Consider the following 25,326-nt stretch of genomic DNA (forward strand, 5'->3'; position numbering starts at 1 on the left):
TGCCAGCGCGACGGCGTCCCCCACGAGCGCCGGGAGGCGATAGGCCGCCGTCGCCCGCGGAGCGGCCCCCGGGGAGTAGCCGCGCTGATCCGGGGCGAGCGTGCGCAGCCCCGCGGCGTGCAGCAGCGGTTCGACATGCCTCCAGGACGTGGCGTCCTGCGGGAAGCCGTGCAGCAGCAGGACCACCTCCCCCTCGGCCGGCCCGCCGTCGCGGACGTCGAAGGTCAGGCCCTGATGCCGGAAGGTGTCCATGCCGCCCCCGAGTGCGCCGTCGCCCGTCACAGCCGGACGAGCATCTTCCCCGTGTTGGCACCCTCGAGCAGGTCGATGAACGCCTGGGGTGCGTTCTCCAGCCCCTCCCGGACGGTCTCGTCCCACTGGATCTTCCCGGCGGCGACCCACGGGCCCACGCGCTCCAGGAACTCGGGGCGGACCTGCGCTGCGTACTTCTGCAGGACGAAGCCGCGCAGGGTCAGGCACTTGCCGATCGCCAGGGCGAGGTTGCGCGGGGCGGCCGGCGGCTCCGTCGAGTTGTACTGGGCGATCGCGCCGCACATCGCCACGCGGCCGTCGACCCGCATCGCGGCGATGGCGGCCTCGAGGTGGTCGCCGCCCACGTTGTCGAAGTAGACGTCGATGCCCTCCGGCGCCGCCTCGGCCAGCAGATCGGTGGGCGAGCCGTCGTGGTAGTCGAACGCGGCGTCGAAGCCCAGCTCCTTCACCCGCGCCACCTTCTCGGGCGTGCCCGCCGAGCCGACCACGCGCGAGGCGCCCAGCAGGCGGGCGATCTGGCCGGCGACCGAGCCGACGGCCCCCGCGGCGCCCGAGATGAAGACGGCGTCGCCCTCCTGCATCTCGGCCACGTGCACGAGGCCGGTGTAGGCGGTCAGACCCGTCATGCCCAGCACGCCCAGGTAGGTGCTGTCCGAGAACTGGGAGGTGTCCACGACCTGGACGGTGTCGCCGTCGAGGACGGCGTGCTCGCGCCAGCCGCGGCCGTGGAGCACGGACGTGCCCTCCGGCACGTCCGCGTGGCGCGAGGCGATCACGGTGCCCACCGCGCCGCCGTCGAGGGGGGCGTCGAGTTGGAACGGAGGCACGTAGGACTCGACGTCGTTCATGCGGCCGCGCATGTACGGGTCCACGGACATCACGGTGTTGCGCACGAGGACCTGGCCCTCGGCGAGCTCGGGGAGCTCGACCTCCGTGAGGCGGAAGTTCTCCGGCGTCGGGGCGCCGTGGGGGCGGGAGGCGAGGTGGATCTCGCGCGTGCGGGTGGGGGTGCTCATGGTGGTCTCCTCGGGGTCGGGGCGGCGGGCTCGGTGGAGGGTCAGCGCGCGAGCAGGTCCAGGAGGCGGCGGGCGGCGTCGGCGGAGGAGGCCGGGTTCTGGCCGGTCACCAGGGTGCCGTCCGTGACCACGAAGCTCTCCCCGTCCGGGCCCTTGCGGTAGTCCGCGCCGGCGGCGATCAGCGAGTCCTCGACGAGGAACGGGACGACGTCCGTCAGCTGGGCGGCCTCCTCCTCGCCGTTGGTGAACCCGGTGACCTGACGGCCGCGCACGAACGGGGTGCCGTCGGCGGCGGTGATCGGGTGCAGGATCCCGGGCGCGTGGCAGACGAGGCCGAGCGGGCGCCCGGCCGCGTCGCTGTCGAGGATGATCCGCGTGGAGTCGGCGTCGGACACCAGGTCCCACAGCGGGCCGTGACCGCCCGGGTAGAAGACGGCGTCGAACCCGTCCACGTCCACCTGCGCCAGGGGCGTGGTGTGGGCCAGGGCGGCCTTGGCCTCCTCGTCCTGGTCGAACCGGCGGGTGGCCTCGGTCTGCATCTCCGGCTTCGAGCTCGTCGGGTCGATGGGCGGCTGGCCGCCGCGGGGCGAGGCGAGGGTGACCTCGTGGCCGGCGTCCGTGAAGACATAGTAGGGCGAGGCGAACTCCTCGAGCCAGAACCCGGTCTTGCGGCCGGTGTCGCCCAGCTGGTCGTGCGAGGTGAGGATCATCAGGATGCGGGACATGTCTGGGGCCCTTTCGTCGGTGGGGACTGAACTCTCATGGTCGTACACAACCGAATCTCGGGCAAGGGTGACGGTGCCCGGGTCGTCAGCGCTCCGTCACCCGCCCGTCCTGGACCTGCCAGCGACGGTCGGTGCGGACGGTGTCCAGCATGCGGCGGTCGTGGGTGACGAGCAGCAGGGCGCCCTCATAGGTCTCCAGGGCCTGTTCGAGCTGCTCGATGGCCTCCAGGTCCAGGTGGTTGGTGGGCTCGTCGAGCACCAGGACGTTCACCCCGCGGGCCTGGAGCAGGGCCAGGGATGCCCGGGTGCGCTCGCCGGGCGAGAGCTCGTCCACGGGGCGGTTCACGTGGTCGGCCTTGAGGCCGAACTTGGCCAGCAGGGTGCGCACCTCCCCGGAGGCCATCTCGGGCACGAGCGCCTCGACGGCCGCGGCGAGCGGGACGGTCCCGGCCAGCAGCGAGCGCGCCTGGTCGATCTCCCCGATCTGCACGCTGGACCCCAGGGCGGCCGTGCCCTCGTCCGGGGCCTGGCGGCCCAGCAGCGCGCGCAGCAGGGTGGACTTGCCGGCCCCGTTGGGCCCGGTGATGCCGATCCGCTCCCCCGCGTTCACCTGGAGGGACACCGGGCCGAGCGTGAAGCCTCCCTGCCGGAAGACGGCGTCGTTGAGGGTGGCGACCACCGAGCTGGAGCGCGGCGCCGCACCGATGGTGAACTCCAGCCTCCACTCCTTGCGCGGCTCCTCCACCTCCTCCAGGCGCGCGATGCGGCTCTCCATCTGCCGGACCTTCTGGGCCTGCTTCTCGCTCGACTCACTGTTGGCCCTGCGGCGCAGCTTGTCGTTGTCCGGGGACTTCTTCATCGCGTTGCGCACGCCCTGGCTGGACCACTCCCGCTGGATGCGGGCGCGGGAGACGAGGTCCTGCTTCTGCTCGGCGAACTCCTCGTACTTCTCCCGGGCCTGGCGGCGCAGGGTGGCCCGCTCCTCGAGGTAGGCCTCGTAGCCGCCGCCGTAGACGCGGTTGGTGCGCTGGGCGAGGTCGAGCTCCAGGACGCGGGTGACGCAGCGGGCCAGGAACTCGCGGTCGTGGCTCACCAGCACGACGCCGCCGCGCAGCTCCTGCACGAAGGCCTCCAGGCGGGTCAGACCGTCGAGGTCCAGGTCGTTGGTGGGCTCGTCCAGGAGCACGACGTCGAAGCGGGAGAGCAACAGCGCGGCGAGGCCGACGCGGGCGGCCTGCCCACCGGAGAGGGAGGTCATGAGGACCTGTTCCGGGGAGGCGGAGAGGTCGAGGCCGAGGTCGGCCAGGACGGCGGGGATGCGCTCCTCCAGGTCCGCGGCGCCGGAGGCCAGCCAGCGGGTGAGGGCGGTGTTGTAGCGGTCTGCGGCGGCGTCCGTGACGTCCGGGTCCGCCAGGCCCGAAGCGGAGGCGTCCATCTCTCGAGTGGCCTCGGCGCAGCCGGTGCGGCGGGCGATGTACCCGGCGACCGTCTCCCCCGGCACCCGCTCGCGCTCCTGCGGCAGCCAGCCCACGAACGCGTCGGCCGGGGCCAGGCTGACCGTGCCGGCCTGCGGCGCGAGGTCCCCGCCGAGGATGCGCAGCAGGGTGGACTTGCCCGCGCCGTTGGCCCCCACGACGCCGACGACGTCCCCGGGCGCGACCGTGAGGTCCAGATCCTCGAAGAGCGTGCGGTGGCCGTGGCCGCCGGCGAGGCCGGAGGCGACAAGGGTGGCGGTCATGGTGCTCCTGACGGAAGTGCGGCGGGCGTCAGGCCATTCTGCCGCGACTGAGCTCCACGAGCTTCTCGGCCCGGGCGCGCGTCGCCTCCTCTCCCGCCGCGATGGCGACGCCGGAGCTGCGGAAGTCCGCGACCGTCATCCCCTCGATCGGCGGGCTGATGAGCACGTCCGGCCGGTAGAGCGAGAGCCGGACGGTGGTGAGCTGGGCCTGCATGACGTCGATCGCCCGCATGGCCTGGCGCAGCGACGTGGCGGGCGAACGGCGGGTGCGGGTGCGCGCCCCGGGCTCCGGCCGCTCCAGGGGCTCGAGCGTGGTGGCATCGACGGCGATCACCCGCTGCGCGCCCAGGAAGCGCACCCCGTCCACCGGGATCTGGTTGAGGATGCCGCCGTCCACCAGCACGGAGTCCCCCACGGTCACCGGCTCCAGCGCGCCGGGGTAGGCGGTGGTCGCCTGGATCGCGGTGATGAGGTCCCCGGTGTGCAGGTAGCGGGTCTGGCCCTCGACGACGTCGGCCGCGGTGAGCACCAGGGGAATCTGCAGCTCCTCGAAGGTGTCCGGGAGCAGCTCGCGGAGCCAGGCCCGCAGCCTCTCGCTGGAGAGGATGCCGCCGGTCAGGCCCCAGTTGATGAGCCGCGGCCAGTCCACGCTCCGCTCGATCTTCTCGAGCGAGGCGGCGTCATGACCGGCGGCTATGAGCGCGCCGAGGAGGCCGCCCATGCTCGTTCCCGCGAGCACGTCCGGGCGGATGTCGAGCTCCTCGAGCACCCGCCAGACCCCGATGTGGCACAGCCCGCGCGCTCCTCCGCCGCCCAGGGCGAGGCCCAGCCGACCCGTGGGCCGTTCGTCATGCATCATCGGCCCAGTGTGCCACGGACATGACCGTGAAGGGAGCGATGCCGGTCAGTCCGTCTCCGGCAGGCCGGCGGCCCACAGGGCGGCGGCAGACGAGGGCGCGGAACGCCTGCATCGGTCCCTCACCGTCCTGACGACCACCGGGTTCCTGGGCGGCGTCGAGATCACGATCGGCCTGCTCGCGTACCTGCTCACGCTCCACGAGACGGGCAGCCACCTTCTGGCCGGACTCGCGTTCTCCATCGGCCTGGTCAGCCTGTTCCTCGCCCACTCCGAGCTCTTCACGGAGGGGTTCTACTACCCGATCACCGCGATCGCCGCCGGCCGGGGCACGTGGATGGAGCTGCTGCGTCTGTGGGCGGTGACCCTCGTGATGAACCTCCTCGGCGGCACCGTGATGATCGCCCTCGTGGTGGCGGGGTTCCCCGACCTGCACGGCACCCTGGCCGAGAGCGCCCACCACTTCCTGGACATCGGCTTCAGCTGGCAGGGCGCCGCCCTGGCGGTCCTGGCCGGGGTGGCGATCACCCTCGTGACGCGGATGCAGGCCGGGACGGACAGCCCGACGGCGATGATCGTCGCGTCCGTCGCCGGAGCCATCGTCCTCGCCGGCGGTTCGCTCTTCCATTCGGTGATGGACTCGATCCTCATCATCGGAGCCATCCTGTCCGGAGCGCACGGCGTGGGGTGGCTCGAGTGGCTCAGTTGGGTGTGGTGGGTGATCCCCCTGAACATCCTCGGCGGGCTGGCGCTGACGACGGCGCCGCGCCTGCTGCGTTCCAAGGAGGTGCGGGAAGAGACGGGGCGGTGAGGGCAGGGCCCGAATGACAGGGATCAGACGGCGTCCCGCGTCCCGTCGGCGGCGGGCTCGGGCAGCTCCTCGGTCACCCGGGAGGTGTTGGGGAAGACGAAGCGGTAGCTGAGACCGGCGACCGCGGCGCCCAACAACGGGGCCACGAAGAACAGCCAGACCTGGCCGAGGGCGTCCCCGCCCGCGAACAGGGCCACGCCGAAGGAGCGAGCGGGGTTCACGGAGGTGTTCGACACGGGGATGGAGATCAGGTGGATCAGCGTGAGGGTCAGGCCGATGGCCAGCGGCGCGAAGCCGGACGGAGCACGGCGGTCCGTGGCGCCGAGGATGACGTAGAGGAACACGGCGGTCAGCAGCACCTCGGTCAGGAACACCGCGCCCATCGAGTAGCCCGCGGGCGAGAGTTCGCCATAGCCGTTGGTGGCCAGGCCGTTCTCCGCAAGCGAGTAGCCCGGACGACCGGAGGCGATCGCCAGCAGCACGCCGCCGGCCGCCACGCCGCCCACGAGCTGGGCGATCCAGTACGGCACAGTGAGCTTCCACGGCAGACGACCCGCGAGCGCCGCACCCAGCGTGACGGCCGGGTTGAAGTGACCGCCGGAGATGTGGCCTACGGCGTAGGCCATGGCCACCACGGTCAGGCCGAAGGCGAGGGCGACGCCGAGGAAGCCGATGCCCATGTTGACGCCTGTGGCGTCGTCGATCACGGAGGCGGAGAACACGGCCGCACCGGCGCCGCCGAAGACGAGCACGAAGGTGCCGAGGAGCTCGGCGGAGAGCTTGGAGACGAGCGGGGAGTCGTTCATGGTGGTCCTGTCAGAAGGTCTGGGGGGTGGGATCCTTTCGCTACGGTACCCGAGCCGGGGCATCCTCCCCGGAGGGTCCTCGACCTCTTCCGCTGCCACGGCAGCGCCGTCCGTGGGACCGTCCCGCCGTTGCCTGGGCGCACCGTCTCGTCCCGCGTCCACTCTCCTGGCCGGGCCGCCACGATCACCTCCGCAGATCAGACGGCGGCCCTCATCCAGGACGGGGACGCCGCCGGGCACCGCTCGTCCGGCCGGGGGCCGGGCCTCAGCCCGCCGGCTGATCCACCCCCGCGGCGGGACGCCCGTCCTCCAGGTAGACGCAGTGCGCGGCGTCCCAGGCGGCGTCGACGCGGCGGGCGATCGCCGGGCGCAGGAGCTTCCGGGCCTCCTGGCGCGTCACGAAGCGATGCTCGGAGGCCTCGTCCTCCTGCAGGCCGATGGCGGCGACGTCCGCGGCAGTGAGCGGGTGGACGGCGCGGAAGAGGAAGCGCAGGCCGGTCCGGCCGTCGGCTTTGCTGGGCCGCGTGTCGACGGCGACGAGCCGCCCGGCGGTCACCTCCAGGCCCGTCTCCTCCCGGACCTCGCGGCGGCAGCCGTCCCAGGGGGTCTCGCCGTCGTCCTCCATGATCCCGCCGGGGATGGTCCACCCCTTCTTGTAGGTGGGCTTGAGCACGAGCAGGCGGCCGGCCTCGTCGAAGAGGAGGCAGCCGCAGGAGACGGGGACGGAAGGAATCAGGAAGGACATGGCGCCAGCCTAGAGGCGGGCGCCGGCGGGGCGCGGGCCGGCGGGCTCGTGGCCCGCGCGGCGGGCGCGCACCGTGCGGACGGCCAGGATCAGCCAGGCGAGCACGGCCAGCGCGGCGAACACCGCGGGCAGCACGTGCCCCAGGAGCACGGAGGAGGCGACGGCGGCGAGGAACGCGGCCAGGTTGAGGACGACGTCGTACATCGGCGCGATGAACCGCCGGTTCACCACGTGGAGCCCGGCGATCGCCACGCCGCACGCGAACGTCACCGAGAGCAGGAGGTTGACTACCGGGGGAGGGTATCAGCGGCGGTCGAGTCGGACGGCCTCGAGCATGCGGCGGTCGTGGGTGACCAGCAGCAGGGCGCCGTCCTAGGCCTCGAGGGCCTGCTCCGGGCGTTCGAGGCCTGCAGACGGGCGTCAGCCTTGCCGGGCATAGGCGTGCTCGCGTTGCGTCACTGACCCTTTGCGTCATGGCCGCGAGGCTTTGTCCGCGAGAGGCGGGCATCCCCTCGCTACGCTGAGGCCATGGCGACGGTACTTCTCGTGCGGCACGGCCGCACCACGGCCAACGCGACCGGACTGTTGGCGGGCCGCACCCCCGGGGTCAGCCTGGACGATCATGGACGGGAGCAGGTGGCCCGCACCGGGGATCGGATCGCGGCCGTGCCCGTGGCCGCAGTGGTGGCCAGCCCCCTGGAGCGGTGCGCGCAGACGGCCCACGCCCTCCTCGATCGCCAGCCGGAGACGGTGCCCTCGCTGGTCGACGACGACCTCACCGAGTGCGACTACGGCCAGTGGCAGGGACGCGCGCTCAGCGACCTGGCCACCGAGCCCCTGTGGGCGACGGTGCAGACCCAGCCGTCCGCCGTCGTCTTCCCCGGCGGGGAGTCCATGGCGGGCATGCAGGCCCGCGCGGTGGCGGCGATCCGCCGGCACGACGCCGCCGTCGAGGCCGAGCACGGGCCCGGGGCGGTGTGGGTGGCGGTGAGCCACGGGGACGTCATCAAGTCGATCCTGGCCGACGCGCTCGGCACGCACCTGGATCTGTTCCAGCGGATCGAGGTGGGACCCGCCTCCGTGTCCATCGTGAGCTACGGGCCGAGCCGCCCGCGGGTCTGGGCGACCAACACCGACGCCGGGGACCTGTCCTGGCTCTCGGCCCTCGGCCCGTCCGACGACGCCCCGGTGGGCGGCGGCGCGGGCACCGGCCCCGGCGCGGTGGACGAGCGGACGCCTAGGATCGTGGCATGAGTGATGCACCTGCCCCCGCCCATGAGTTCGACTGGCCGGATCGGGTCGTGATCGGGACGCTCGGGCGTCCCGGAGCCCGCACGTTCTACCTGCAGGTGCGCACCGGGCCCCGGCTGGTGAGCCTGGCCCTGGAGAAGCAGCAGTCGGCCCTGATGGCGGAGATGCTCGACGAGATCCTCGACGATCTGATGGCGTTGGAGGGCAATCCGCACAGCGTCCCGGCCAGCACGCCCGTGGAACTCGTGGACAACGATCCGCTGGACCCGGTGCAGGAGTGGTTCCGGGTGGGGGCCATCGGCCTGGGCTGGGACCCCACCACCGCGCAGGTGCTCATCGACGCGCACCCGCTGACCGACGACGACGCCGCCCCGGCGCTCGAGGCGGACGCCGAGGCCGTGCGCGTGCGGATGCCCGTCGGTGCCGCCCGGGCGTTCGCCCGCCGCACCCGGGAGGTCGTGGACGCCGGGCGCCCGATCTGCTCGGACTGCGGCCAGCCCATCGACCCCGACGGCCACGACTGCACTCTCCCCGACTCCTGATGAGCGCCGCGGACGTGCCCGCCGGCGAGCTGATGTCCGGGGAGCTGACGCTCACCGGCCGCATCACGACGGCGTCCAACGCCACGTTCCTCGGCGCGATCGGTGACACCCCGGTGGTCTACAAGCCGGTGGCCGGCGAGGCCCCGCTCTGGGACTTCCCCGCCGCAACCCTGGCCCGCCGGGAGGTGGCCGCGTCCCTGGTGTCCGAGGCGCTGGGGTGGGACATTGTGCCGCGCACCTGGCTGCGCGACGGCCCGTTCGGTAAGGGCATGGTGCAGCTCTGGCAGGAGCAGGATCCTGAGCAGGACGCCGTGGACCTGTTCCCGGCGGACGAAGTGCCGGCCTCGGGATGGCTCACGGTCCTGGAGGGTGAGGACGAGGGCGGGAATCGGCTGGTCCTGGCCCACGAGGACTCGGCGGCGCTGCGCCGCATGGCGGTGTTCGACGTGCTCGTCAACAACGCCGACCGCAAGGGCGCCCACATCCTCGCCATGCCCGGCGGCCACCGCCACGGCGTGGACCACGGGCTGACGTTCCATGTGCAGGACAAGCTGCGGACCGTGCTCTGGGGGTGGCTGGGCGAGGCGCTGAGCGAGGAGGAGCGCGACGGCGTCGCCCGGGTTCTCGACGGGCTCGACGGTGAGCTGGGGCAGGGGCTGGCGGAGCTGCTGGGTGCCGAGGAAGTCGAAGCCCTTGCCGCACGCTGTGCCCAGTTGCTCGACGACGGGATCTTCCCTGCCCCGAGCGGGCTGACGCCGGCCGTGCCCTGGCCGCTGTTCTGACGGGCCTGAGGCGTCAGCGCGGCCGGCTGATCGTGAAGTCCAGCGAGTTCTCGCCGACGGCGCGGCACAGCAGCGCGCTGTCGCCGATCAGGAGCGTCTGCCCCGCTCCGCAGGAGTAGGTGCCCCCCTCGGTGCCGCCGGCGGAGAAGGTGGCCGTCCCCTCATCGCTCGCCGTCTCGAGCCGGAATCGCTCGCCGACGCTGCCGAGGATCGGCCCGGAGACGGGGAAGGGCAGGTCCTGGAACGCGTTGCCTGACACGGAGATCCCGCAGCTGCGCACGGTGGTATCTGTGGAGCACGTCGAGGTCCACGTCTACGTCTGGCAGCGCCCGAGGGCCGCGGCGCTCAGGCCGAGGCCCACGAGCGAGATGGTGACTCGTGTGCGCACGGCGCCCACCCGATCGGAGATCCCAGCGGGCGTCCAGCGCGGCCGCAGGGACGGCGGGTGCACTCAGTCCACGAGCCCCGCCGCGGCACCGGCCGCGCGGTAATCCGCGGCGAGCGAGTCCAGGGTGGCGTGAGCGTTGAGCCCGCTGGGGTTCGGCGCCACGAACAGCCGCGTGCCCGGCCACGGCGTCTGCTGCTCCCCCAGCGCCGCCTTCGGACGTCCGAAGGCCTGCCGGTAGGCCGTCACCCCCAACACGGCGACGACGGCCGGCGCATGCGCTGCCACGAGCGCGTCCAGGCGGGCGGGGGCGGCGGCGAGATCCTCCGCGGTGAGCTCGTCGGCGCGGGCGGTGGCACGCGGGACGAGGTTGGAGATCCCGATGCCGCGGGCGTGCAGCTCGGCGAGGTCCTCGGCCTTGTAGCCGTCGGAGGCGTCGACCAGGTGTCGGGTGAGCCCGGCGCGGTGCAGGGCCGGGTAGAAGCGGTTGCCGCGGCGGGCGAAGTGCGCACCGGTGGCGGCGCTCCACAGGCCGGGGTTGATGCCGATGAACAGCAGCCGCAGCGGGTCCGGCAGCAGGTCGGGGACGGTGCGGTCGCGGAACTGCTGGAGCTCGGCCTGGGTGAAGCGCATGTCAGTAGTGATACCTCGCCTGGAGGATGATCAGGTCCTCGCCGTCGACGAGGTAGACGAGCCTGTGCTCCTCCGTGATGCGTCGGGACCATGCCCCGGGCGCGCCGTACTTCAGCTGCTCGGGCTTGCCGATCCCGTCGAAGGGATCACGCAGGGCGGCGTCGATGAGGGTGTTGATCCGCTTGAGGACCTTGCGGTCCGTGGTCTGCCAGTGCGTGTAGTCCTCCCAGGCCGAGCGGTCCCACACGAGGCGCACTCAGGCGTCCCCGTCCATGCGGTCCAGAGCGTGCTCCTCGACGCTCCCTGCGCGGGCGCGCTCGTAGGCGTCCAGCAGCCGGCGGGCGTTGGCCGGGGAGCGGAACAGGTAGGCGGTCTCCTGCCAGGCGGCGTACTCGTCCGCGGGCATGAGGACGGCATTCCCCTTGCGGGAGACGATCTCTACGGCGTCGCGGTCCGCATTCACTCGCTCGATGAGCGGGAACAGGGTCTTGCGGGCTTCACTGGCGCTGATGGACATGCTGGCCTCCTCGGGTGCGATGTGGTACTTGCTTATGGTACCAGTCGGTGAGGTGGAACTCAGGAGGCACCCTGCGGGATGCAGAGGGCCATTGAGACGGCCGAACCCTGTTCGTCAGAACATCGCCGCTGAAGTCCCATCGGTCCTACTCCGGCTGGAATCCCCTGCCGCACAAAGGACTTCCGATGACTGGAATACCGTTTCTGCTCGTCTTTATCCTCGCCGTCGCCCTGATGATCGTCATGATCTCCAAATGGAAGATCCACCCCTTCCTCTCGATCATGGTCGTCGCCTTCGCCCTGGGGATCATCGGTGGGATCCCGCTGGTGAAGTCGACCGGCGCCGAAGGGGAAGCGCCCGTCAAGGGCATCGCCGACGTGATCGGGGAGGGATTCTCCGGGATCTTCACATCGATCGGCATCGTCATCATCCTGGGCACGCTCATCGGACTCATCTTGGAGCGCACCGGCGGTGCCTTCAGGATCGCCGACGCGCTCGTACGGGTCGTCGGTAAGCGCTACCCCGTCCTGGCGATGCAGCTCATGGGCTGGGTGGTCTCCATCCCCGTGTTCTGCGACTCCGGATTCGTCATTCTCAACCCCATCCGTAAGGCCCTGGCCCGTCGCACCGGGGTGTCACCCGTGGCGATGACCGTGGCCCTGGCGGCAGGCCTGTACACCTCGCACGTCTTCATCCCACCGACCCCGGGGCCCATCGCAGCCGCCCAGAACCTCGGCATCGGCGACTACCTTCTGTTGGTGATCGGCCTCGGCGTCCTCGTCTCGATCCCCGCACTCCTCGTCGCGTACCTGTACGCCCTCTACATCGGCAAGAGGGTGAGCTCCCTTGAGGAGACCGGCACGGAGGACGCGGATGAGCTCGAGGCGGCCTACGACGCGCTTCGCCGGTCCTACGGGCGGATGCCTGGGACCGCTGCGTCCTTCGCGCCCATCATCGCCCCCATCCTGCTCATGGCTCTCGGCTCGCTCGCATCCGTCCTGAAGTGGACCGGCCCCGCGGGTGACTTCGCCCGATTCCTCGGCACGCCGATGATCGCGCTCGCCGTCGGAACCCTCTGCGCAGTCGGCCTGCTGTTCAGCGTGCGCCGTGGCGAGACGTTCTACGACCTGACAGAGGAGACCCTCCGGGTCGTCGGCCCCATTCTGTTCATCACGGCGGCCGGCGGTGTGCTGGGGCGCGTCATCGCCGCCACCGACCTCGTCACCTTCATCGAGAGCAACGCTGCACAGTTGTCGGTCATCGGACTGTTCTTCCCCTTCCTCGTCTCCGCCGTCCTGAAGACCGCGCAGGGCTCCTCCACCGTGGCACTCACGACCACGTCGGCCATGGTCTTCCCGATGATGCCTGCATTGGGTTTCGAGACCCCGGTGGCCAGCGCGCTCGTGGTCATGGCCATTGCGGCCGGCGCCATGACCGTCTCCCACGCCAACGACTCGTACTTCTGGGTGGTCACCAACTTCAGCGGCATGACGCCCTCGCAGGGTTACCGTACCCAGACGATGGTCACGCTCCTGCTGGGACTCACCTCCATCGTGTTCATCTGGCTCCTCGGCCTCGTCCTCGTCTGACCCCGTCACCTGACTTAGGAGATCCACGCGTGCAGCGCATCATCGTCATCCCAGACTCGTTCAAGGGGGCCCTGTCGTCGCGGGAGGCGGGCTCCGCGATCGCGACGGGTCTCGCGTCGGTCACCGACGCCGAGGTCCTCGTGGTGCCCATCGCCGACGGCGGGGAGGGCACCGTCGAGGCCTTCGTGGCTGCCGCAGGGGGCGCCTTGCGATCCGCGACCGTCTGCGGGGTGTTCTACGGCGAACGCGTGCCTGTCCACTACGGACTGATCGACCCGGACGTGGCGGTGGTGGAGACCGCCTCATGTGCCGGGCTCCCGCTCGCCTCCGGACGCGAGGACACGGGGCGGGCCACGACGTTCGGGGTCGGCGAGCAGATCCTCGACGCGGTGTCCGCTGGCGCGCGCAGAGTCATCGTCGGGGCCGGCGGGAGCGCCATGACGGACGGCGGCACGGGCGCTGCCGCGGCCCTCGGCGTCCGGTTCCTCGACGCCGCAGGTGAGGAGTTCGTCCCGGCCGGCGACACCCTCACCCGGATTGCGCGGATCGACTCCACCCCGGCACGAGACCGGCTCCGCGACGTCGACGTGGAGGTGATGTGCGACATCAGCAACCCCCTCACGGGACCGCAGGGTGCAGCCCACGTGTTCGGCCCCCAGAAGGGGGCGGATCCTGCATCAGTGGCGAGCCTGGACACCGGACTGGTCCATCTCGCGGGTGTCGTCGAGCGGGACCTCGGGGTCGCGATCGATGCGCTCCCCGGTTCGGGAGCGGCGGGGGGGTCTCGCCGGTGGCTTGCACGCCTTCATCGGAGCCACCTTGAAGCCAGGTATCGATGTCGTCCTCGAGACGGCGGGTTTCCACGACCTCGTGAAGACAACTGACCTCGTCATCACCGGGGAGGGGCGCATTGACGGCCAGTCCTTGGCCGGGAAAGTGCCGATCGGTGTGGCTCAGGCCGTGCGCGCAGCCGACCGTGCGATCCCGGTGATCGTCCTCGCCGGATCCGTGGGACAGGACGCGGACGCCCTCTACGACGAGGGCATCACCGCGATCGTGCCCATTGGCCGCGGGCCCCAGGACTTGGCGACAGCGATCCGCCGTACGGCAGAGGACCTGACCGCGACCGCCCGCGACGTCGGGCGGCTGGTGATGGCCTGCTCCCCCACCGGGCTCACACGTTGAGGAGGGTGAGGACGGGGACGGGAATCGGCTCGTCCTGGCCCACGGGGACTCGGCGGCGCTGCGCCGGATGGCGGTGTTCGACGTGCTCGTCAACAATGCTGACCGCAAGGGCGCCCACATCCTCGCCATGCCCGATGGTCACCGCTACGGCGTGGACCACGGTCTGGCCTTCCATGTGGAGGGCAAGTTGCGCATGGTCCTGTGGGGATGGCTGGCCGAGAAGCTGACCGAGGAGAAGCGCGACGGCGTCGCCCGGGTCCTCGACGGGCTCGACGGCGAGCCGGGGCGTCAGCTCGCCGGGCTGCTGAGCGCCTCGGAGATCGCGGCCCTCACCGAGCACTGCACCCGGTTGCTCGACGACGGGATCTTCCCCGCCCCGGGCGGGCTGACGCCGGCCGTGCCCTGGCCGCTGTTTTGACAGGCCACCTTCGGCGCCGGTCCGGCCCAGCGAGACAACGTAATACCTCCCCACCCCGCCCGAGGTAGGCGATCCCGCAGGTACGTCCCCGGTCACCCCCCACCTTATGCACAAGTCCGACGACTTTCTCCCTCTAAGTTTGAGCCCATGAAACGCGATCAGGACAAGCCTCGACCCCTGCTGCACCGAGGCATTTTCCACGATCACAACGCCCATACCGTAGGCACACCAGAGCATGCCGCGTTTCCGCCTATTGACCGCTTGCACTAGAGGCTTAAACTTTCACAAGGACCATTGGGTTTATATTCATCTTTAACCCTCCGGGCGCGACAGAAGTGTCTCCAGGTGGCGACCTAACTCATCGCTCAAGACGTCCAGAAGCGACTTCTTGGGAGCCAGAAGACCCCTCTGCTGAAGTTTCGCATTGAGCCACTTTACAAGGTCTTTGCCATACACCTGCTCCGGCTTCGGGCCACTCCCCTCCGGCCAGAGATCGTCCGTAATAGGCCCCCCACCATCGGCGTTCAATGTCCTGCTTGCAACCTGACGCTTTCTGCGAAACTTATCGCGCAGTTCGTCTACACGCTCCTCGATAGTCGAGTCAATCAGGGAAGTGGCTTCCTCCGCGGTCACGCCCGTTACCTTTGACACATGCGCGGACGTGGCGAAATATGACTCCGTATCGCAGAGCGGGGGACTGAAAACCTCGATTCCACGCGAAGTATGCGGCTGGCCCCATTGGTCAACCTCAATATCAGTTAAAAAGTCTCGGTCACGATGGATGATCACCCTCGGGGCAGACGAGAGCAACATAGATATCTCTTTAAAAACTTCAGCCTTAGTCGAATTATCCAATCCATTGGATGAGGCGAGCGTCACCCTGCTTTCGTCAAGAAACGCTAAGCATTTTGCCGGCTTACGTGTCGCTCATCAGCCCAGGCCCAATCTCGTCGATTCCAGTATTGACATTGACAGGAGTGGACCCGGATTCTTCGGCTTCACTGCATCTTCTCGAGAGACAGTTCGGTGGGCATACCCCAAGTTTACTGCGTGAACCTGGAGTGAGACAATGCATCACTCGTTGAACCGGAACTCCACCACGTCACCACGGTTAGGAACGTCAGGTTCGGACTGTTGCCCTCGTCTCCCTGGCGTTTCCCGAGGCGTCGGTCCACGTGACCAGGCAATCGACTGCGTCTGGCGACCCCATGGCGAGCAGCAGAGGGAACCGTGCTTCCTGACCTGGCGGGATGGTACCGAGCGGACCTTCCTCACGATACACGTGGAACATCGCATTCTCCGGCAGGTCCAGGAACTGGAAGTCCACGTCGGACGCCGGTCCCCGCGAGGTGTTGTGAAGCACGAGCGACCAGTGCCGCTGGGTCTTCAGCCGACCCTTGTTGTCCGTCTTCACGCTCTCGCGAACCTCGGCTCGCGGCCACACGCCTTCCGAGGGGTCCGGCCCTGCCGGTTCCTCATCCTTAGAGGCGTCGACGGACTGTTGGAACTGCGCAGTAGCCCTGCTCAAGAAGTTGTTGAGGTGGCTAATGAGGTCGCCCTCGTTGGCATACTCGAAGACGAGGGCTGTCTTACGCAGGTCAGTCAGGTACGCGGTCAGGCGCTTCCGCTCTTCAAGGGCTGAACCACCGAGAGGCGGTCTGGCGGACGCATTCACCAGTACCGCCACCGACTTGCCAGCCTGAACGAGGACCTTGATCTCTTCAGCCGTACCCGAATCTGCCTCACCGGTCGGAGTGCCCAGGCGGTCGTAGAAGAGAGCGACAGCAAAGTCCGCCTCCTCAACGATCTGGTCGTTGAGGATGGCCTGAGGGCGGTCCCCGAACTCGGCGACCGCGTGCTCGGTCCAGGACACGGGTAGCACGGTGAGGCCGACGACGCGGCCGAGGTTGAGGTTCCACTGGCTGATCGTCTTGCGGATGGCCGCCATGTCCTGGACGGGCACGTCTCCCGGTGCCGAGATGAGCAGGTGGAGCGCAAGGGTGGGATAGGCCATCGATGAAGGTCCTTCGTTGGTTGGTGATGAGAGACAAAGCCGTGCCTGGGCAGGTCAGCCCCCACCCGGCGGGACCGGAGGGTCAGTCACTGCCGACGAGGCGGAGCACTGGGCGCTCGTCGGCATCGCCCAGCAGGTCGCGCACCAGGTAGGGGCTGATCTTCAACGCTTCGGCAAGCGCCGGCACGGGCGCTCCGTGGTCACCGGCGAGGTCAGCGGCCTTTCTCAGCAGCGTTGGCACCTCGCCGGGATAGGCGCTGGTCGGGTCGGCCTTGGAGTCGTAGACAGCCGACAGCCGCTGGTAGGCACGCCGTGCCGAGGACTCGGTGGTGCGCCCGCGCTCGACCATCCGACGTATCAAAGAGGTCGTTGAGACCCCCCATGTCCTGCCGAGGCGGTCGAGGGCAGCGAGATCGAGCCGCTGCGGCAGGGCTGCGTCCATGGACGCAGCCGGAGTGAGGAACGCGGCAGCGAACTCGTCCGCCTCCTTCTCCATGGCAGCGCTGTGCTCGCCGATGTCGACATGCAGCAGCAGGTGCCCGATCTCGTGCGCGATCGAAAACCGATGCCTGAACACGTTCTCAGTCCGACGCGGGGTGGTGATGATGATCGGCCGGTCGACGATGACGACGGAGAAGGCATCGACGGTGTCGATCTCGGCGAGGGGTCGCACGGCGACCACGATGCCTCGGGACTCGGCCGTGGCGACCAGGTGCTTAACCGGACCATCGGGCAGACCCCAATGCCGGCGCAAGATGGCAGCAGCTTCAGCAGGCGTGGTACCGGCAGGGGCGGCCGGGAGGTCGACCTCCGGGAGCTTCACGTGCCGTTCCAGCGCGAACGTCAGCTCCCACACCAGCGTCGCCGTGGCCAGCGCCTTCTGACGGTCGCTCACCTTGGCCGCCCGCAGGCTCCGGAAGTGCGCGTTAATGGTGTCGATGCGCGCCAGGGGACGTCCGACGCCGAAGAATCCAGGACGGACGTCGAGCGCCTTCGCCAGGCGGTCGAGGACATCGGGTCGCGGCGAGTTGACGCCGGCCTCGTACTGACCGATTGCAGCGGCGGACACGCCCACCTCAGCGGCCAGATCGGTCTTGGTCACAGAGCGGCGGACGCGAGCCTGGGTCAGCCTCGCCGGCTCGAAGCGTCCGTGCGTCTGCCCGGAGCCCGAGACGTCGAACAGGCTGGGAGTGTCATTACGCATCCGGGTCTACGCCTTCCTGCTCTCGCGGCTCGATACCAGGCGGCACCGGGGTGCCGCTGTCGAACGACTCGCCAGCCGATGCCGCGTCTGCCTCGACGAGCTCCGGCTCCCACATGGCTTCCTGGCCGTGGCGCTTGACCTTGCCGGTCTTCTCGTCGAGTTCGGCGACGGCCCATTCGATCGACTGCAGCTGCCGGGGAGAGGAGTGGACGATGACGAGCACCACCGGCATCACTTCGCCGGCGGCTCGCACCACGCGCTCGAGCCCGGGCTGGCCGGACTCATCGGGCGCGTCTCCGATGACGGGATCGAACAAGGTCGGGTCGGGCGGCTGAGCAGAGAAGCCGTTCTTCTTCGTCAGACTCGACGCGAAGTCACCGGGGTCAGCCGAGTCCGGGATGCGCCAGACGTAGATCAAGCTGTCGTTGACGACGGGGAGCTTGTATCCCGCCGGTCGAAGCTTGTGCGACTGGAAGCCCTTGTCAACGAGCGCCTCATTGGCATCGGCGAGCAGATCGCGCCACTGGCTGCCGAAGTCGATCGCGTATCGCGACTCCGACACCAGGTGTGCCTCGGCAAACCTGCCGTGCACAGAGCGAACGACCTCGACGAGCAAATCACGGACGCCGGACGCGTGACTGCCAAGTGCCTCGGCAGGCGAGTGCGGAACCATCGTGTACCTCCTGAATCCGCGTCCAGAGCCGCGGATTCGGCAAGGACAGCAACTTCAGTATGGCACACGATTCACGCACGAGCGCTTCAGCAGATCACCTCGGCGTGTCCCGTGCGTGGTCGCGAGGACTCTGGGGCCTGGCCAGGCCCTGCATGAACTCCGAGGCCCGGTCGTGCTCAGCCGCGAGCTTCGGGAGCAGAGGGTTGGCGACACCGCCGCGGGCAGCCATGTCGTCGAGAGAGGCGATGACGTCGAGCACGGACCTAGGCTCGAACTGCCCGGCTTCCCTCTTGGCCTTCTTTCTCACGTTGTTCGGGGTCGGGCCGGCGTCGATCACGGAGTGGTGCCACAGCCTGCTGTGGTGGGCGCACCGGTTGCGCAGGTAGACCAGGGCCTTCACCCGGTAGGCGAAGCCAGCCTTGGCGACGCCGATGCTCGTGGCAACGGAGTCGGCCAGCGTGCCGCCGGCTCCTCGCTCGATCACCTTCGACAGGGTGCCGAACGACCAGGCCTCGACGGCCGACCACACGGGCAGTTCGCTGAAGTCAGCGCGGTCGCCGCAAGCGCCCCGGTAGCGCAGGATGTGGCGGTCCCGGCTGCGCTCGATGTCGCGTAGGCACGCCTCGACGGTCGGCTCCCGGTCGCCGACGTCGGTGTAGAAGTCCTGCTCGAGGTACCGGCCGTAGGGACCGTGCTCGTCGGCGATGACCCGGGCGGTGTGCGATCGGAGCATGAGCTCGACGCGGGCCAGCGGCCGGACGAGCGCGATGCGCAGCGCCTCGTCGGCGTCGTAGACGGCACGGATCTCCTCGAACATGCAGCCTGGCCGGAAGCCGTCGTCGCCGAGGTGAGGGGCCTTCTGGAAGTACCGGGCGTAGCCGGAGAAGCGATAGTAGTTCGCCGCTGCGAGGAAAAGTGCGCACTCGGCGGCATCAGGGACGGCCAGGCCCCGGCTAATCATGAGGGTTACCTGCTCGTCCCAGGACAGCGATGGCTTCATGCAGGACCCCGGAAAGAAAGAGGCCCCTCCCATTTGAGCTTCTGCGAGAGGCTTGGGAGGGGGTCGATTGGCCTCAGTGTAGCAGACGCGGCCCACAGCCACCATCGAGCGACGAGCACTGCCTGGCAAGTCAGTGCCCCGGACTGCTGACATCTCGACTGCTGGCACACGTTAGAGCGCGAACCTCCACTCCACCACATCGCCACGGCTGGAGAACATCACGAAACGCTGGCGACATCTTCCTCTGAGCAGCCCGCGCGGGCCAGTCGGCAGCTCGGCGGTACGCTCAGTGGCTGGCAGACGGGAGCTGGAACGAGGTCAGCCGGCTGCTTTCACAGAGTGACGGCGACAGCATGTCCAGCGCTGACTCAACGCCGTGAGCTCCTCAGCTGCCGGCATCAGAGTTTTGAGACATGGCGGTTTATTAGTCGCCGTGCAACCGTTGGCAAGGCTCACCGTAATGAGTGCCACGGCGCGATCACAACCCCTCGTGCCCGCTCCATTACGGGAGCCATGTCACGGCAGCACCGAGGCTTCGATGCCAATGAACCGCGGATAGGGGAACTTCTCGATGCTTTCCGGTCCCCGCAGCTCTTCGAACGCGGTCACTGTTAGCCCGTGCTGACGGAATGAACGCAGGTACATCTCGATTGGCCGGTGCACGTGAGTTGCCACCAGCCCGTAGGACTGCGAGCTCGTCCTGAATGGGGTTTCAACCACCTTCTCATCGAGGTAACTGAACCCGTCACTGCCGGCATACTCCCAGTAAATTGGCCAGAAGGCCGGGTGAGCAATAGTCGAGAGCACTACTCCACCGCGCGCGAGCGCCGCAAGGGCACCGACGATCCCATCCAGATCAAGCGCGTCCATGAGGACCATGTTCGCCACAGCCAAGTCGAACCGTGCATCGGAGCTTCGGCGCACCCATTCTTCAGCGGTCGCGACCTCGAATCGCGTCACATCATCGTGAGCGCGAGCCAGTCCAATGCTCACGGCGCTCGGATCGATCCCCAGCGTTTCACTAGACCTGATCGCCAGCTTCGATGTGAGCCGCCCCGTCCCACACCCGACGTCGACTATGCGCTTCGCAGTTGAACGATCGACCCGCCCGAGAATCCACGGTTCGAGGACGCGCTCGTACGACGTGTCCTGATGCAGTGCGACCTGACGGTCACGGATCGGGGCGATTGAATCCCATTCGCGAACGATGTCAGCCTCGTCCTTGTGATCGTAGAACTTCACGGGCTCAGTCACCTTGCCCCCTTCTCTGCAAGACGGCGGGCCATGTCAATCAAGTCCTTTGCCATGTTCAGCGTCGGGTCGTCACTGGAGTGGAATTCCCGGATCATGTGCGCGCCTTTGCGCCCATATCCGACAGCCACCCATGCGTCAGCCCTGTTCGAGTTAACGACTGTGAATCTACTCCGAAGCCGGAACGTTTCGTCACCGTAATAGCGCGCCTCCGCGCCGGCCGCCACGAGCTCACGGCTCATCTCGTTTTCTCTCGGCATCACCAGCACCAGGGATCGCTCTGCCGCCTTCTTCATGAGCATCTCGTACGCTTCGCCTGACACCCAGCTCAGATCGTTGGATGAAACGACGCACTGCCCATCGAACCTCGTGAGATTCGCCATGTACTTCTGGATGCGTTCGTTGCGTTTCTTTCCCTTGTACGCAATGGGCCGCGACCGCACGGCAGTGATCACTTCCCACAGAGCTAGCGAGATGGCGACCGCCACGACAACCACGACCAGGATGACCTTCCAGGGTGTCATGAGCAGTTCTCGCAAAGAGCCAGCCAACAGCACTGTCAGCACGATCGAGGCAACCGCTGAGAGTTGCGCGAGGATGGTCCTAATCACGAGCTAATGCTATAGCCACGGCGATGTCCTACTATGCCGAACGGCGGATCCTGGCGCTAGTTCCCTGGCGCTGGCGCGAGCTACCATCCACATTCGGATCGTGGAACACAGAAGCCAGGCGGCACCGCCAGTGAATGGCAGACGGAAGCCGGGACGAGATCCTCCGACTGCTCTCACGGGGTGAAGGGAGACGGTTAGTTCAGCGCCGACACAACGCCGTGAGCTCCTCGGGTGTCGGGATCCGAATATTGAGACAGGCCGATTTTTGAGTCAGCAAGTCGGTCCGGCAGTACAGCTTCCCGTGAATACAAGTCACACCTCGAGGAGTGTCAGGGCGTCCAAGCGCACCGATCGTGTAGCACAGTCGCGACATCCATCCGGTCGAGTTTCATGGATGGGACCGAGCCGCCACGTGCCCAAGAACAACCGCAGCCTGGGCTACAGCCGCTCCTGACCGCACTAAAACGTTAGATCGGAACGCGAGTCTTGATCTTAGGTGAGAGCAGATGCGCCTAAGCCCCTGGAAATACGGGGTATTTACACATTAAACCTGAACTCCACCACGTCGCCGTCCTTCATGACGTAGTCCTTACCCTCCATGCGCACCTTGCCAGCGGCCTTGGCGTCGGCCATGGACCCGGCAGCGATCAGATCGTCGAAACTCACGATCTCCGCCTTGATGAAGCCGCGCTGGAAGTCTGTGTGGATCACGCCGGCGGCCTCGGGCGCCGTCGCGCCGACCGGGATGGTCCAGGCGCGCGTCTCCTTCGGCCCCGCCGTCAGGTACGTCTGCAGGCCGAGGGTGGAGAAGCCGACGCGGGCCAGCTGGTCCAGCCCGGACTCGTCCTGCCCGGCCATCTCCAGCATCTCGGCGGCCTCCTCATCGGAGAGCTCCACGAGGTCGGACTCGAGCTTGGCGTCCAGGAACACGGCGTCGGCGGGGGCCACCAGATCGCGCAGCTCCTGCTGCCTGGCCTCGTCCCCCAGCACGCCCTCGTCGGAGTTGAACACGTAGATGAACGGCTTGGCGGTGAGCAGGCTCAGCTCGCGCAGCCGGTCCATGTCCAGCTTGTCCTTGTCCTTCGCGGCGAAGATGGTCTCGCCCCGCTCCAGCACCGCGAGCGCGGCCTTGAGCGCCTCGAGGTCGGCGGGCTCCTTCTTCTTGCCCTTGACCTCCTTCTCGACGCGCGGGATCGCCTTCTCCACGGTCTGCATGTCCGCGATGATCAGCTCGGTGTTGATGGTCTCCATGTCCGAGGCCGGGTCCACCTTGCCGTCCACGTGGACGACGTCGCCGTCGTCGAACGCGCGCACCACCTGGGCGATCGCGTGGGCCTCACGGATGTTCGCCAGGAACTGGTTGCCCAGGCCCTCCCCCTCGGAGGCGCCCTTCACGATGCCGGCGATGTCCACGAAGGACACCGTGGCCGGCAGGATGCGCTCGGAGCCGAAGATCTCGGCCAGCTGGGGCAGCCGCTCGTCCGGCAGGTTCACCACGCCCACGTTCGGCTCGATCGTCGCGAACGGGTAGTTCGCCGCGAGCACGGTCTGGCGCGTCAGCGCGTTGAACAGGGTCGACTTGCCCACGTTGGGCAGTCCCACGAATCCGATAGTCAAAGCCACAGTCCGGCAGTCTACCGGCGGGCCCACCGCGGCGGAGGCGTCCCGCACCGGCCCCGTTCCGTGGGCAGAACCGGCAGCCCCGCCCGCTCCGTGGGCAGAAAGCGCGCTCTCCCCTGTTCCGGGGGCAGAACCGGCAGGGTTTTCGCTTCCGGGGGCAGAAACCTTCGCTCTCCTGCCCACGGAACCCAGAGGCCCGGCGGCCACGGGGCCCGGCAGCCCCAGCCCCCCGCCCCCACGCGCCCACGGAACCCAGAGACCCGCAGCACCCAGCACGCATCCCCGCCCAGATGACCGATCCGTAGGGTGGACGGGCCGCCCAGACCCCGACGAGAGGACGCACACCTGTGTCTGCCGACCAGAGGGCGACAGCCGAGACCGCTGGGCCACCGGGTCCACCCCTCGCCAAGTCCCGCGGCACCCTGCGCCTGCGCTCCAACGACTACCGGGACAAGCCGGCCGTGGACCCGCGCTACTTCACCGACCCGGAGGGCCACGACATGGCCGTCGCGGTGGCCGGCATCCGGCTGGCCCGGGAGATCGTCTCCCAGCCGGCCATGGCGGCGTGGGCGGGGCGCGAGCTGGCCCCGGGCGAGCAGGCGCAGACGGACGAGGAGATCGCCGACTACGTGCGCCGCACCCACAACACCGTGTACCACCCGGTGGGCTCGGTGCGCATGGGCGCCGAGGACGACGCCATGAGCCCGCTCGACGCCCGTCTGCGCGTCAAGGGCGTGACGGGGCTGCGCGTGACCGCCACGCAGATGCGGCGGGCCCCCGGTGGGGGGGCCCGCCGCATCTGCGTTCGGGGGACGGACCGCGCGCTGGTCACGCCGGCCGCGCGCGGCTCCGTCAGAGGCCGGTCACTCGCCGGTGGTCTCGGCGGTCTCGCCCTCCACGGTCTGCCCGGCCACGGGGGCAGCACCGCCGTGGGTGACGGAGATCTTGCGGGGCTTGGCCTGCTCCGCCACCGGGATGGTGAGGGTCAGGACGCCGTCGCTGTAGTCGGCCTGGATGCGGTCGAGGGCGAGGCCCTCGCCCAGGGTGAGCTGGCGGGCGAAGGTGCCGGCGGAACGCTCACGGGTGAGCCAGCGTCGGTCCTCGCGGGCCGGGTCCTCCTTGCGCTCGGCGCGGACGGTGAGGGTGCGCTCCTCCACGTCCACGTCGATGGAGGCCGGGTCGACGCCGGGCAGCTCGACCTCGGCGACGAAGACGTCGCCCTCGCGGTACAGGTTCATGGGCATGGACACGGTGCCGGTCGCGCGGGGCGTCAGACCGTTCACCAGGCGCTCCATCTCACGGAACGGATCGATAGGACGGGCCATGTCGGTTCACTCTCCTCGGTATTCGGGTGGGCGCCGCTGACACCGCGGCGTCTGACCACTACAACAGCACGCCCGGCGAGCCTATTCCAGAAATCTACGTGAAGTTCGATCAACTTCCAGGCGGGCGGTCAGGACCCTCCCGGCCCGGGGTCAGCCCGCCGAGGCGATCTCGCTCTCCACCACCCACTTGTGGTTCCTCATCCGCATGCCGTCGGACTCGTAGTCCACCATGTAGACGGTCTCATCCGTCGAGGAGTGCACCGTGCCCTCCGCACCCTGCATGCCCGGCATGTGGTCAGCCGCGAGGGTGACCGCCGCGCCGTCGGGCAGGCGTTCGGCGCCCGCGTCCTCCAGCTCCTCCTGGACGACCCACTTGTGGTCCGTCACCTCGGGCCCGCCCGTCGTCGGCCGGTAGTCCACGGAGTAGGCGGTGGTCTCGTACGCGCCCACGACGGTGGCGGCGGCCCCCTCCATCCCGGGCATGTGGTCCGCCATGAGGGTGACCTCGGTGTCCACGGGGTGGGCCGGGTCCGCGGCGGGCTCGATGCCCTCGGGGGCGGGGCCGCCGTCCATCGCGTGGCCCGCGTGCCCGCCGTGGGAGGACGACGTCGCCGCCTCTTCCCCTCCCGTCGCGCAGCCGGTGAGCGCGAGCAGACTCGCCGCAGTCACGGCGACGGTCCTGGTCCAGAAACGCATGGTCATCGTCCGGTGTCTCCTTCGTCATCGGTGGTCTGGGGGGCCTCGAGGTGCCCGAGCGCCGCACGGAACGCGGCCTCCGCCGTGTCGCCGTAGGGCACGAACAGCACCTCGTCCACGGTGCCGCCCACCTCGTCCGCCATCGCGTGGCAGGTCTCGACGGCGATCCGCGCCGCGTCCTCCATGGGCCAGCCGTAGATCCCCGCGGAGATCGCCGGGAACGCGACCGTCCGGGCGCCGAGCCCGGCCGCCACCTTCAGGGACTCGCGGTAGCACGAGGCGAGGGTGTCGGACTTGTCGATCGTCTTGGCCCACACCGGGCCCACCGTGTGGATGACCCAGCGCGCGGGCAGGCGCCCCGCCGTCGTCGCCACGGCCTGGCCGGCGGGCAGCCCCTCCGGCAGGTCGGTCTCGCGCAGGCGGCGGCACTCGGCCAGGATCTCGGGACCGCCACGCCGGTGGATGGCGCCGTCCACGCCTCCGCCGCCGAGCAGGGTGGAGTTGGCGGCGTTGACGACGGCGTCCGCGTGCGTGGCCGTTGAGCGCGACGGTGTGGACCGACGCGGCCCCGGGTCCCTCGCGTGAGGGGCCCGGGGCCGTCGTGGTGTGGAGCGGGCGACGGGAATCGAACCCGCGTATCTTGCTTGGGAAGCAAGCGCT

General features: G+C 69.1%; 29 protein-coding genes and 4 pseudogenes. 9 read left to right on the forward strand and 24 right to left on the reverse strand.

Annotation, left to right across the window (positions count from 1 at the left end; all coding sequences use genetic code 11):
- The 5 genes from D8M29_RS01360 to D8M29_RS01380 all read right to left on the reverse strand — a co-directional run.
- A partial coding sequence (locus D8M29_RS01360; protein WP_238693311.1) for an alpha/beta fold hydrolase occupies positions 1-252 on the reverse strand: 252 nt, incomplete at its 3' end.
- A gap of 26 nt (positions 253-278) precedes the next feature.
- Positions 279-1,289 (reverse strand): NADP-dependent oxidoreductase, encoded by a 1,011-nt coding sequence (locus D8M29_RS01365; RefSeq protein WP_069941693.1) that lies wholly within the window; start codon positions 1,287-1,289, stop codon positions 279-281.
- 41 nt (positions 1,290-1,330) lie between these two features.
- On the reverse strand, positions 1,331-2,014 hold the full coding sequence (locus D8M29_RS01370; RefSeq protein WP_069941694.1) for a type 1 glutamine amidotransferase domain-containing protein: 684 nt from the start codon (positions 2,012-2,014) through the stop codon (positions 1,331-1,333).
- 85 nt (positions 2,015-2,099) lie between these two features.
- Complete coding sequence (gene abc-f, locus D8M29_RS01375; protein ID WP_036340837.1) at positions 2,100-3,752, reverse strand: ribosomal protection-like ABC-F family protein; 1,653 nt, start codon at positions 3,750-3,752, stop codon at positions 2,100-2,102.
- A 28-nt stretch (positions 3,753-3,780) separates the two neighbouring features.
- On the reverse strand, positions 3,781-4,611 hold the full coding sequence (locus D8M29_RS01380; protein WP_010080497.1) for a patatin-like phospholipase family protein: 831 nt from the start codon (positions 4,609-4,611) through the stop codon (positions 3,781-3,783).
- Positions 4,612-4,618: 7 nt separating this feature from the next.
- Between D8M29_RS01380 and D8M29_RS01385 the strand changes: the two genes are divergently transcribed.
- The gene (locus tag D8M29_RS01385; RefSeq protein WP_078025878.1) at positions 4,619-5,419 is read left to right on the forward strand and encodes a formate/nitrite transporter family protein; all 801 of its coding nucleotides are present in this window, start codon (positions 4,619-4,621) and stop codon (positions 5,417-5,419) included.
- Positions 5,420-5,442: 23 nt separating this feature from the next.
- On the opposite strand, the gene aqpZ is transcribed toward D8M29_RS01385, so the two are convergent.
- The 4 genes and pseudogenes from aqpZ to D8M29_RS14450 all read right to left on the reverse strand — a co-directional run.
- Positions 5,443-6,225, reverse strand: a complete 783-nt coding sequence (aqpZ, locus tag D8M29_RS01390) for an aquaporin Z (protein ID WP_080695007.1) — start codon at positions 6,223-6,225, stop codon at positions 5,443-5,445.
- A 265-nt stretch (positions 6,226-6,490) separates the two neighbouring features.
- On the reverse strand, positions 6,491-6,970 hold the full coding sequence (locus tag D8M29_RS01395; RefSeq protein WP_036316396.1) for an NUDIX hydrolase: 480 nt from the start codon (positions 6,968-6,970) through the stop codon (positions 6,491-6,493).
- Between the two features lie 9 nt (positions 6,971-6,979).
- Complete coding sequence (locus tag D8M29_RS01400; protein WP_238693312.1) at positions 6,980-7,240, reverse strand: hypothetical protein; 261 nt, start codon at positions 7,238-7,240, stop codon at positions 6,980-6,982.
- A 33-nt stretch (positions 7,241-7,273) separates the two neighbouring features.
- Positions 7,274-7,375 (reverse strand): annotated as a pseudogene (locus D8M29_RS14450) (ABC transporter ATP-binding protein); the annotation flags it as partial.
- A 123-nt stretch (positions 7,376-7,498) separates the two neighbouring features.
- On the opposite strand from D8M29_RS14450, the gene D8M29_RS01405 reads away from it, so the two are divergent.
- Genes D8M29_RS01405 through D8M29_RS01415 form a run of 3 tightly spaced genes read left to right on the forward strand, consistent with a single transcriptional unit; the run spans position 7,499 to position 9,545 of the window.
- The gene (locus D8M29_RS01405) at positions 7,499-8,224 is read left to right on the forward strand and encodes a histidine phosphatase family protein (protein WP_152744175.1); all 726 of its coding nucleotides are present in this window, start codon (positions 7,499-7,501) and stop codon (positions 8,222-8,224) included.
- Positions 8,221-8,763, forward strand: coding sequence for a DUF3090 domain-containing protein (locus D8M29_RS01410; protein WP_036340843.1), 543 nt, complete (start codon positions 8,221-8,223; stop codon positions 8,761-8,763). Before D8M29_RS01405 ends, D8M29_RS01410 begins: the two co-directional genes overlap by 4 nt.
- Entirely contained in the window at positions 8,763-9,545 is a 783-nt protein-coding gene (locus D8M29_RS01415) for an SCO1664 family protein (RefSeq protein WP_036340845.1), read from the forward strand. The genes D8M29_RS01410 and D8M29_RS01415 overlap by 1 nt, the downstream gene beginning before the upstream one ends.
- A 13-nt stretch (positions 9,546-9,558) precedes the next feature.
- Here the strand turns inward: D8M29_RS01415 and D8M29_RS01420 are convergent, their stop codons facing one another.
- The 4 genes from D8M29_RS01420 to D8M29_RS01435 all read right to left on the reverse strand — a co-directional run bounded on the left by D8M29_RS01420 (position 9,559) and on the right by D8M29_RS01435 (position 11,080).
- Complete coding sequence (locus D8M29_RS01420; RefSeq protein WP_078025880.1) at positions 9,559-9,804, reverse strand: hypothetical protein; 246 nt, start codon at positions 9,802-9,804, stop codon at positions 9,559-9,561.
- 192 nt (positions 9,805-9,996) lie between these two features.
- Positions 9,997-10,563, reverse strand: a complete 567-nt coding sequence (locus D8M29_RS01425) for a mismatch-specific DNA-glycosylase (protein WP_036340854.1) — start codon at positions 10,561-10,563, stop codon at positions 9,997-9,999.
- 1 nt (position 10,564) lies between these two features.
- On the reverse strand, positions 10,565-10,819 hold the full coding sequence (locus tag D8M29_RS01430) for a Txe/YoeB family addiction module toxin (RefSeq protein ID WP_041103932.1): 255 nt from the start codon (positions 10,817-10,819) through the stop codon (positions 10,565-10,567).
- Positions 10,820-11,080: a type II toxin-antitoxin system Phd/YefM family antitoxin gene (locus tag D8M29_RS01435; protein ID WP_036340860.1), complete on the reverse strand. Its 261-nt coding sequence runs from the start codon at positions 11,078-11,080 to the stop codon at positions 10,820-10,822.
- A gap of 185 nt (positions 11,081-11,265) precedes the next feature.
- Between D8M29_RS01435 and D8M29_RS01440 the strand changes: the two genes are divergently transcribed.
- The 4 genes and pseudogenes from D8M29_RS01440 to D8M29_RS01450 form a co-directional block, all read left to right on the forward strand.
- A complete protein-coding gene (locus D8M29_RS01440; RefSeq protein ID WP_127434983.1) occupies positions 11,266-12,669 on the forward strand; it encodes a GntP family permease in 1,404 nt (467 codons plus the stop codon).
- Positions 12,670-12,698: 29 nt separating this feature from the next.
- A complete protein-coding gene (locus D8M29_RS01445) occupies positions 12,699-13,553 on the forward strand; it encodes a glycerate kinase (RefSeq protein WP_236649688.1) in 855 nt (284 codons plus the stop codon).
- The gene (locus D8M29_RS14345) at positions 13,489-13,854 is read left to right on the forward strand and encodes a glycerate kinase (RefSeq protein WP_255420484.1); all 366 of its coding nucleotides are present in this window, start codon (positions 13,489-13,491) and stop codon (positions 13,852-13,854) included. The genes D8M29_RS01445 and D8M29_RS14345 overlap by 65 nt, the downstream gene beginning before the upstream one ends.
- 1 nt (position 13,855) lies before the next feature.
- A pseudogene (locus tag D8M29_RS01450) lies at positions 13,856-14,272 on the forward strand (phosphatidylinositol kinase); the annotation flags it as partial.
- A gap of 312 nt (positions 14,273-14,584) precedes the next feature.
- On the opposite strand, the gene D8M29_RS01455 reads toward D8M29_RS01450, so the two are convergent.
- The 8 genes from D8M29_RS01455 to ychF form a co-directional block, all read right to left on the reverse strand.
- Positions 14,585-14,905 (reverse strand): hypothetical protein, encoded by a 321-nt coding sequence (locus tag D8M29_RS01455; RefSeq protein WP_127434982.1) that lies wholly within the window; start codon positions 14,903-14,905, stop codon positions 14,585-14,587.
- 487 nt (positions 14,906-15,392) lie between these two features.
- The gene (locus D8M29_RS01460; RefSeq protein ID WP_127434981.1) at positions 15,393-16,286 is read right to left on the reverse strand and encodes a hypothetical protein; all 894 of its coding nucleotides are present in this window, start codon (positions 16,284-16,286) and stop codon (positions 15,393-15,395) included.
- An 82-nt stretch (positions 16,287-16,368) separates the two neighbouring features.
- Positions 16,369-17,490, reverse strand: coding sequence for an ImmA/IrrE family metallo-endopeptidase (locus tag D8M29_RS01465; RefSeq protein ID WP_127434980.1), 1,122 nt, complete (start codon positions 17,488-17,490; stop codon positions 16,369-16,371).
- Entirely contained in the window at positions 17,483-18,163 is a 681-nt protein-coding gene (locus D8M29_RS01470) for a hypothetical protein (RefSeq protein WP_127434979.1), read from the reverse strand. Before D8M29_RS01470 ends, D8M29_RS01465 begins: the two co-directional genes overlap by 8 nt.
- A gap of 94 nt (positions 18,164-18,257) precedes the next feature.
- Positions 18,258-19,163, reverse strand: a complete 906-nt coding sequence (locus D8M29_RS01475) for an Abi family protein (RefSeq protein WP_127434978.1) — start codon at positions 19,161-19,163, stop codon at positions 18,258-18,260.
- 516 nt (positions 19,164-19,679) lie between these two features.
- On the reverse strand, positions 19,680-20,405 hold the full coding sequence (locus D8M29_RS01480) for a trans-aconitate 2-methyltransferase (RefSeq protein WP_161972192.1): 726 nt from the start codon (positions 20,403-20,405) through the stop codon (positions 19,680-19,682).
- Positions 20,406-20,413: 8 nt separating this feature from the next.
- Positions 20,414-21,025: a hypothetical protein gene (locus D8M29_RS01485; RefSeq protein ID WP_127434976.1), complete on the reverse strand. Its 612-nt coding sequence runs from the start codon at positions 21,023-21,025 to the stop codon at positions 20,414-20,416.
- A 537-nt stretch (positions 21,026-21,562) separates the two neighbouring features.
- Positions 21,563-22,648: a redox-regulated ATPase YchF gene (gene ychF / locus D8M29_RS01490; protein WP_127434975.1), complete on the reverse strand. Its 1,086-nt coding sequence runs from the start codon at positions 22,646-22,648 to the stop codon at positions 21,563-21,565.
- Positions 22,649-23,049: 401 nt separating this feature from the next.
- Here ychF and D8M29_RS14070 point away from each other — a divergent pair.
- Positions 23,050-23,397: pseudogene (locus D8M29_RS14070) on the forward strand (GMC oxidoreductase); the annotation flags it as partial.
- Positions 23,398-23,508: 111 nt separating this feature from the next.
- Here D8M29_RS14070 and D8M29_RS01500 read toward each other — a convergent pair.
- The 3 genes and pseudogenes from D8M29_RS01500 to D8M29_RS01510 all read right to left on the reverse strand — a co-directional run.
- A complete protein-coding gene (locus tag D8M29_RS01500; protein WP_036317045.1) occupies positions 23,509-23,970 on the reverse strand; it encodes an Hsp20/alpha crystallin family protein in 462 nt (153 codons plus the stop codon).
- 150 nt (positions 23,971-24,120) lie between these two features.
- Positions 24,121-24,672 carry a YdhK family protein gene (locus D8M29_RS01505; RefSeq protein ID WP_370450139.1) on the reverse strand — a complete coding sequence of 184 codons (552 nt, stop codon included), beginning with the start codon at positions 24,670-24,672 and terminating at the stop codon, positions 24,121-24,123.
- Positions 24,669-25,217 (reverse strand): annotated as a pseudogene (locus D8M29_RS01510) (O-acetyl-ADP-ribose deacetylase); the annotation flags it as partial. The gene D8M29_RS01505 and the pseudogene D8M29_RS01510, both read right to left, overlap by 4 nt.
- Positions 25,218-25,326 lie beyond the last annotated feature (109 nt).

The organism is Micrococcus sp. HSID17227 (assembly GCF_003989405.1).
In the GTDB taxonomy this organism is placed as follows: Bacteria; Actinomycetota; Actinomycetes; order Actinomycetales; family Micrococcaceae; genus Micrococcus; species Micrococcus luteus.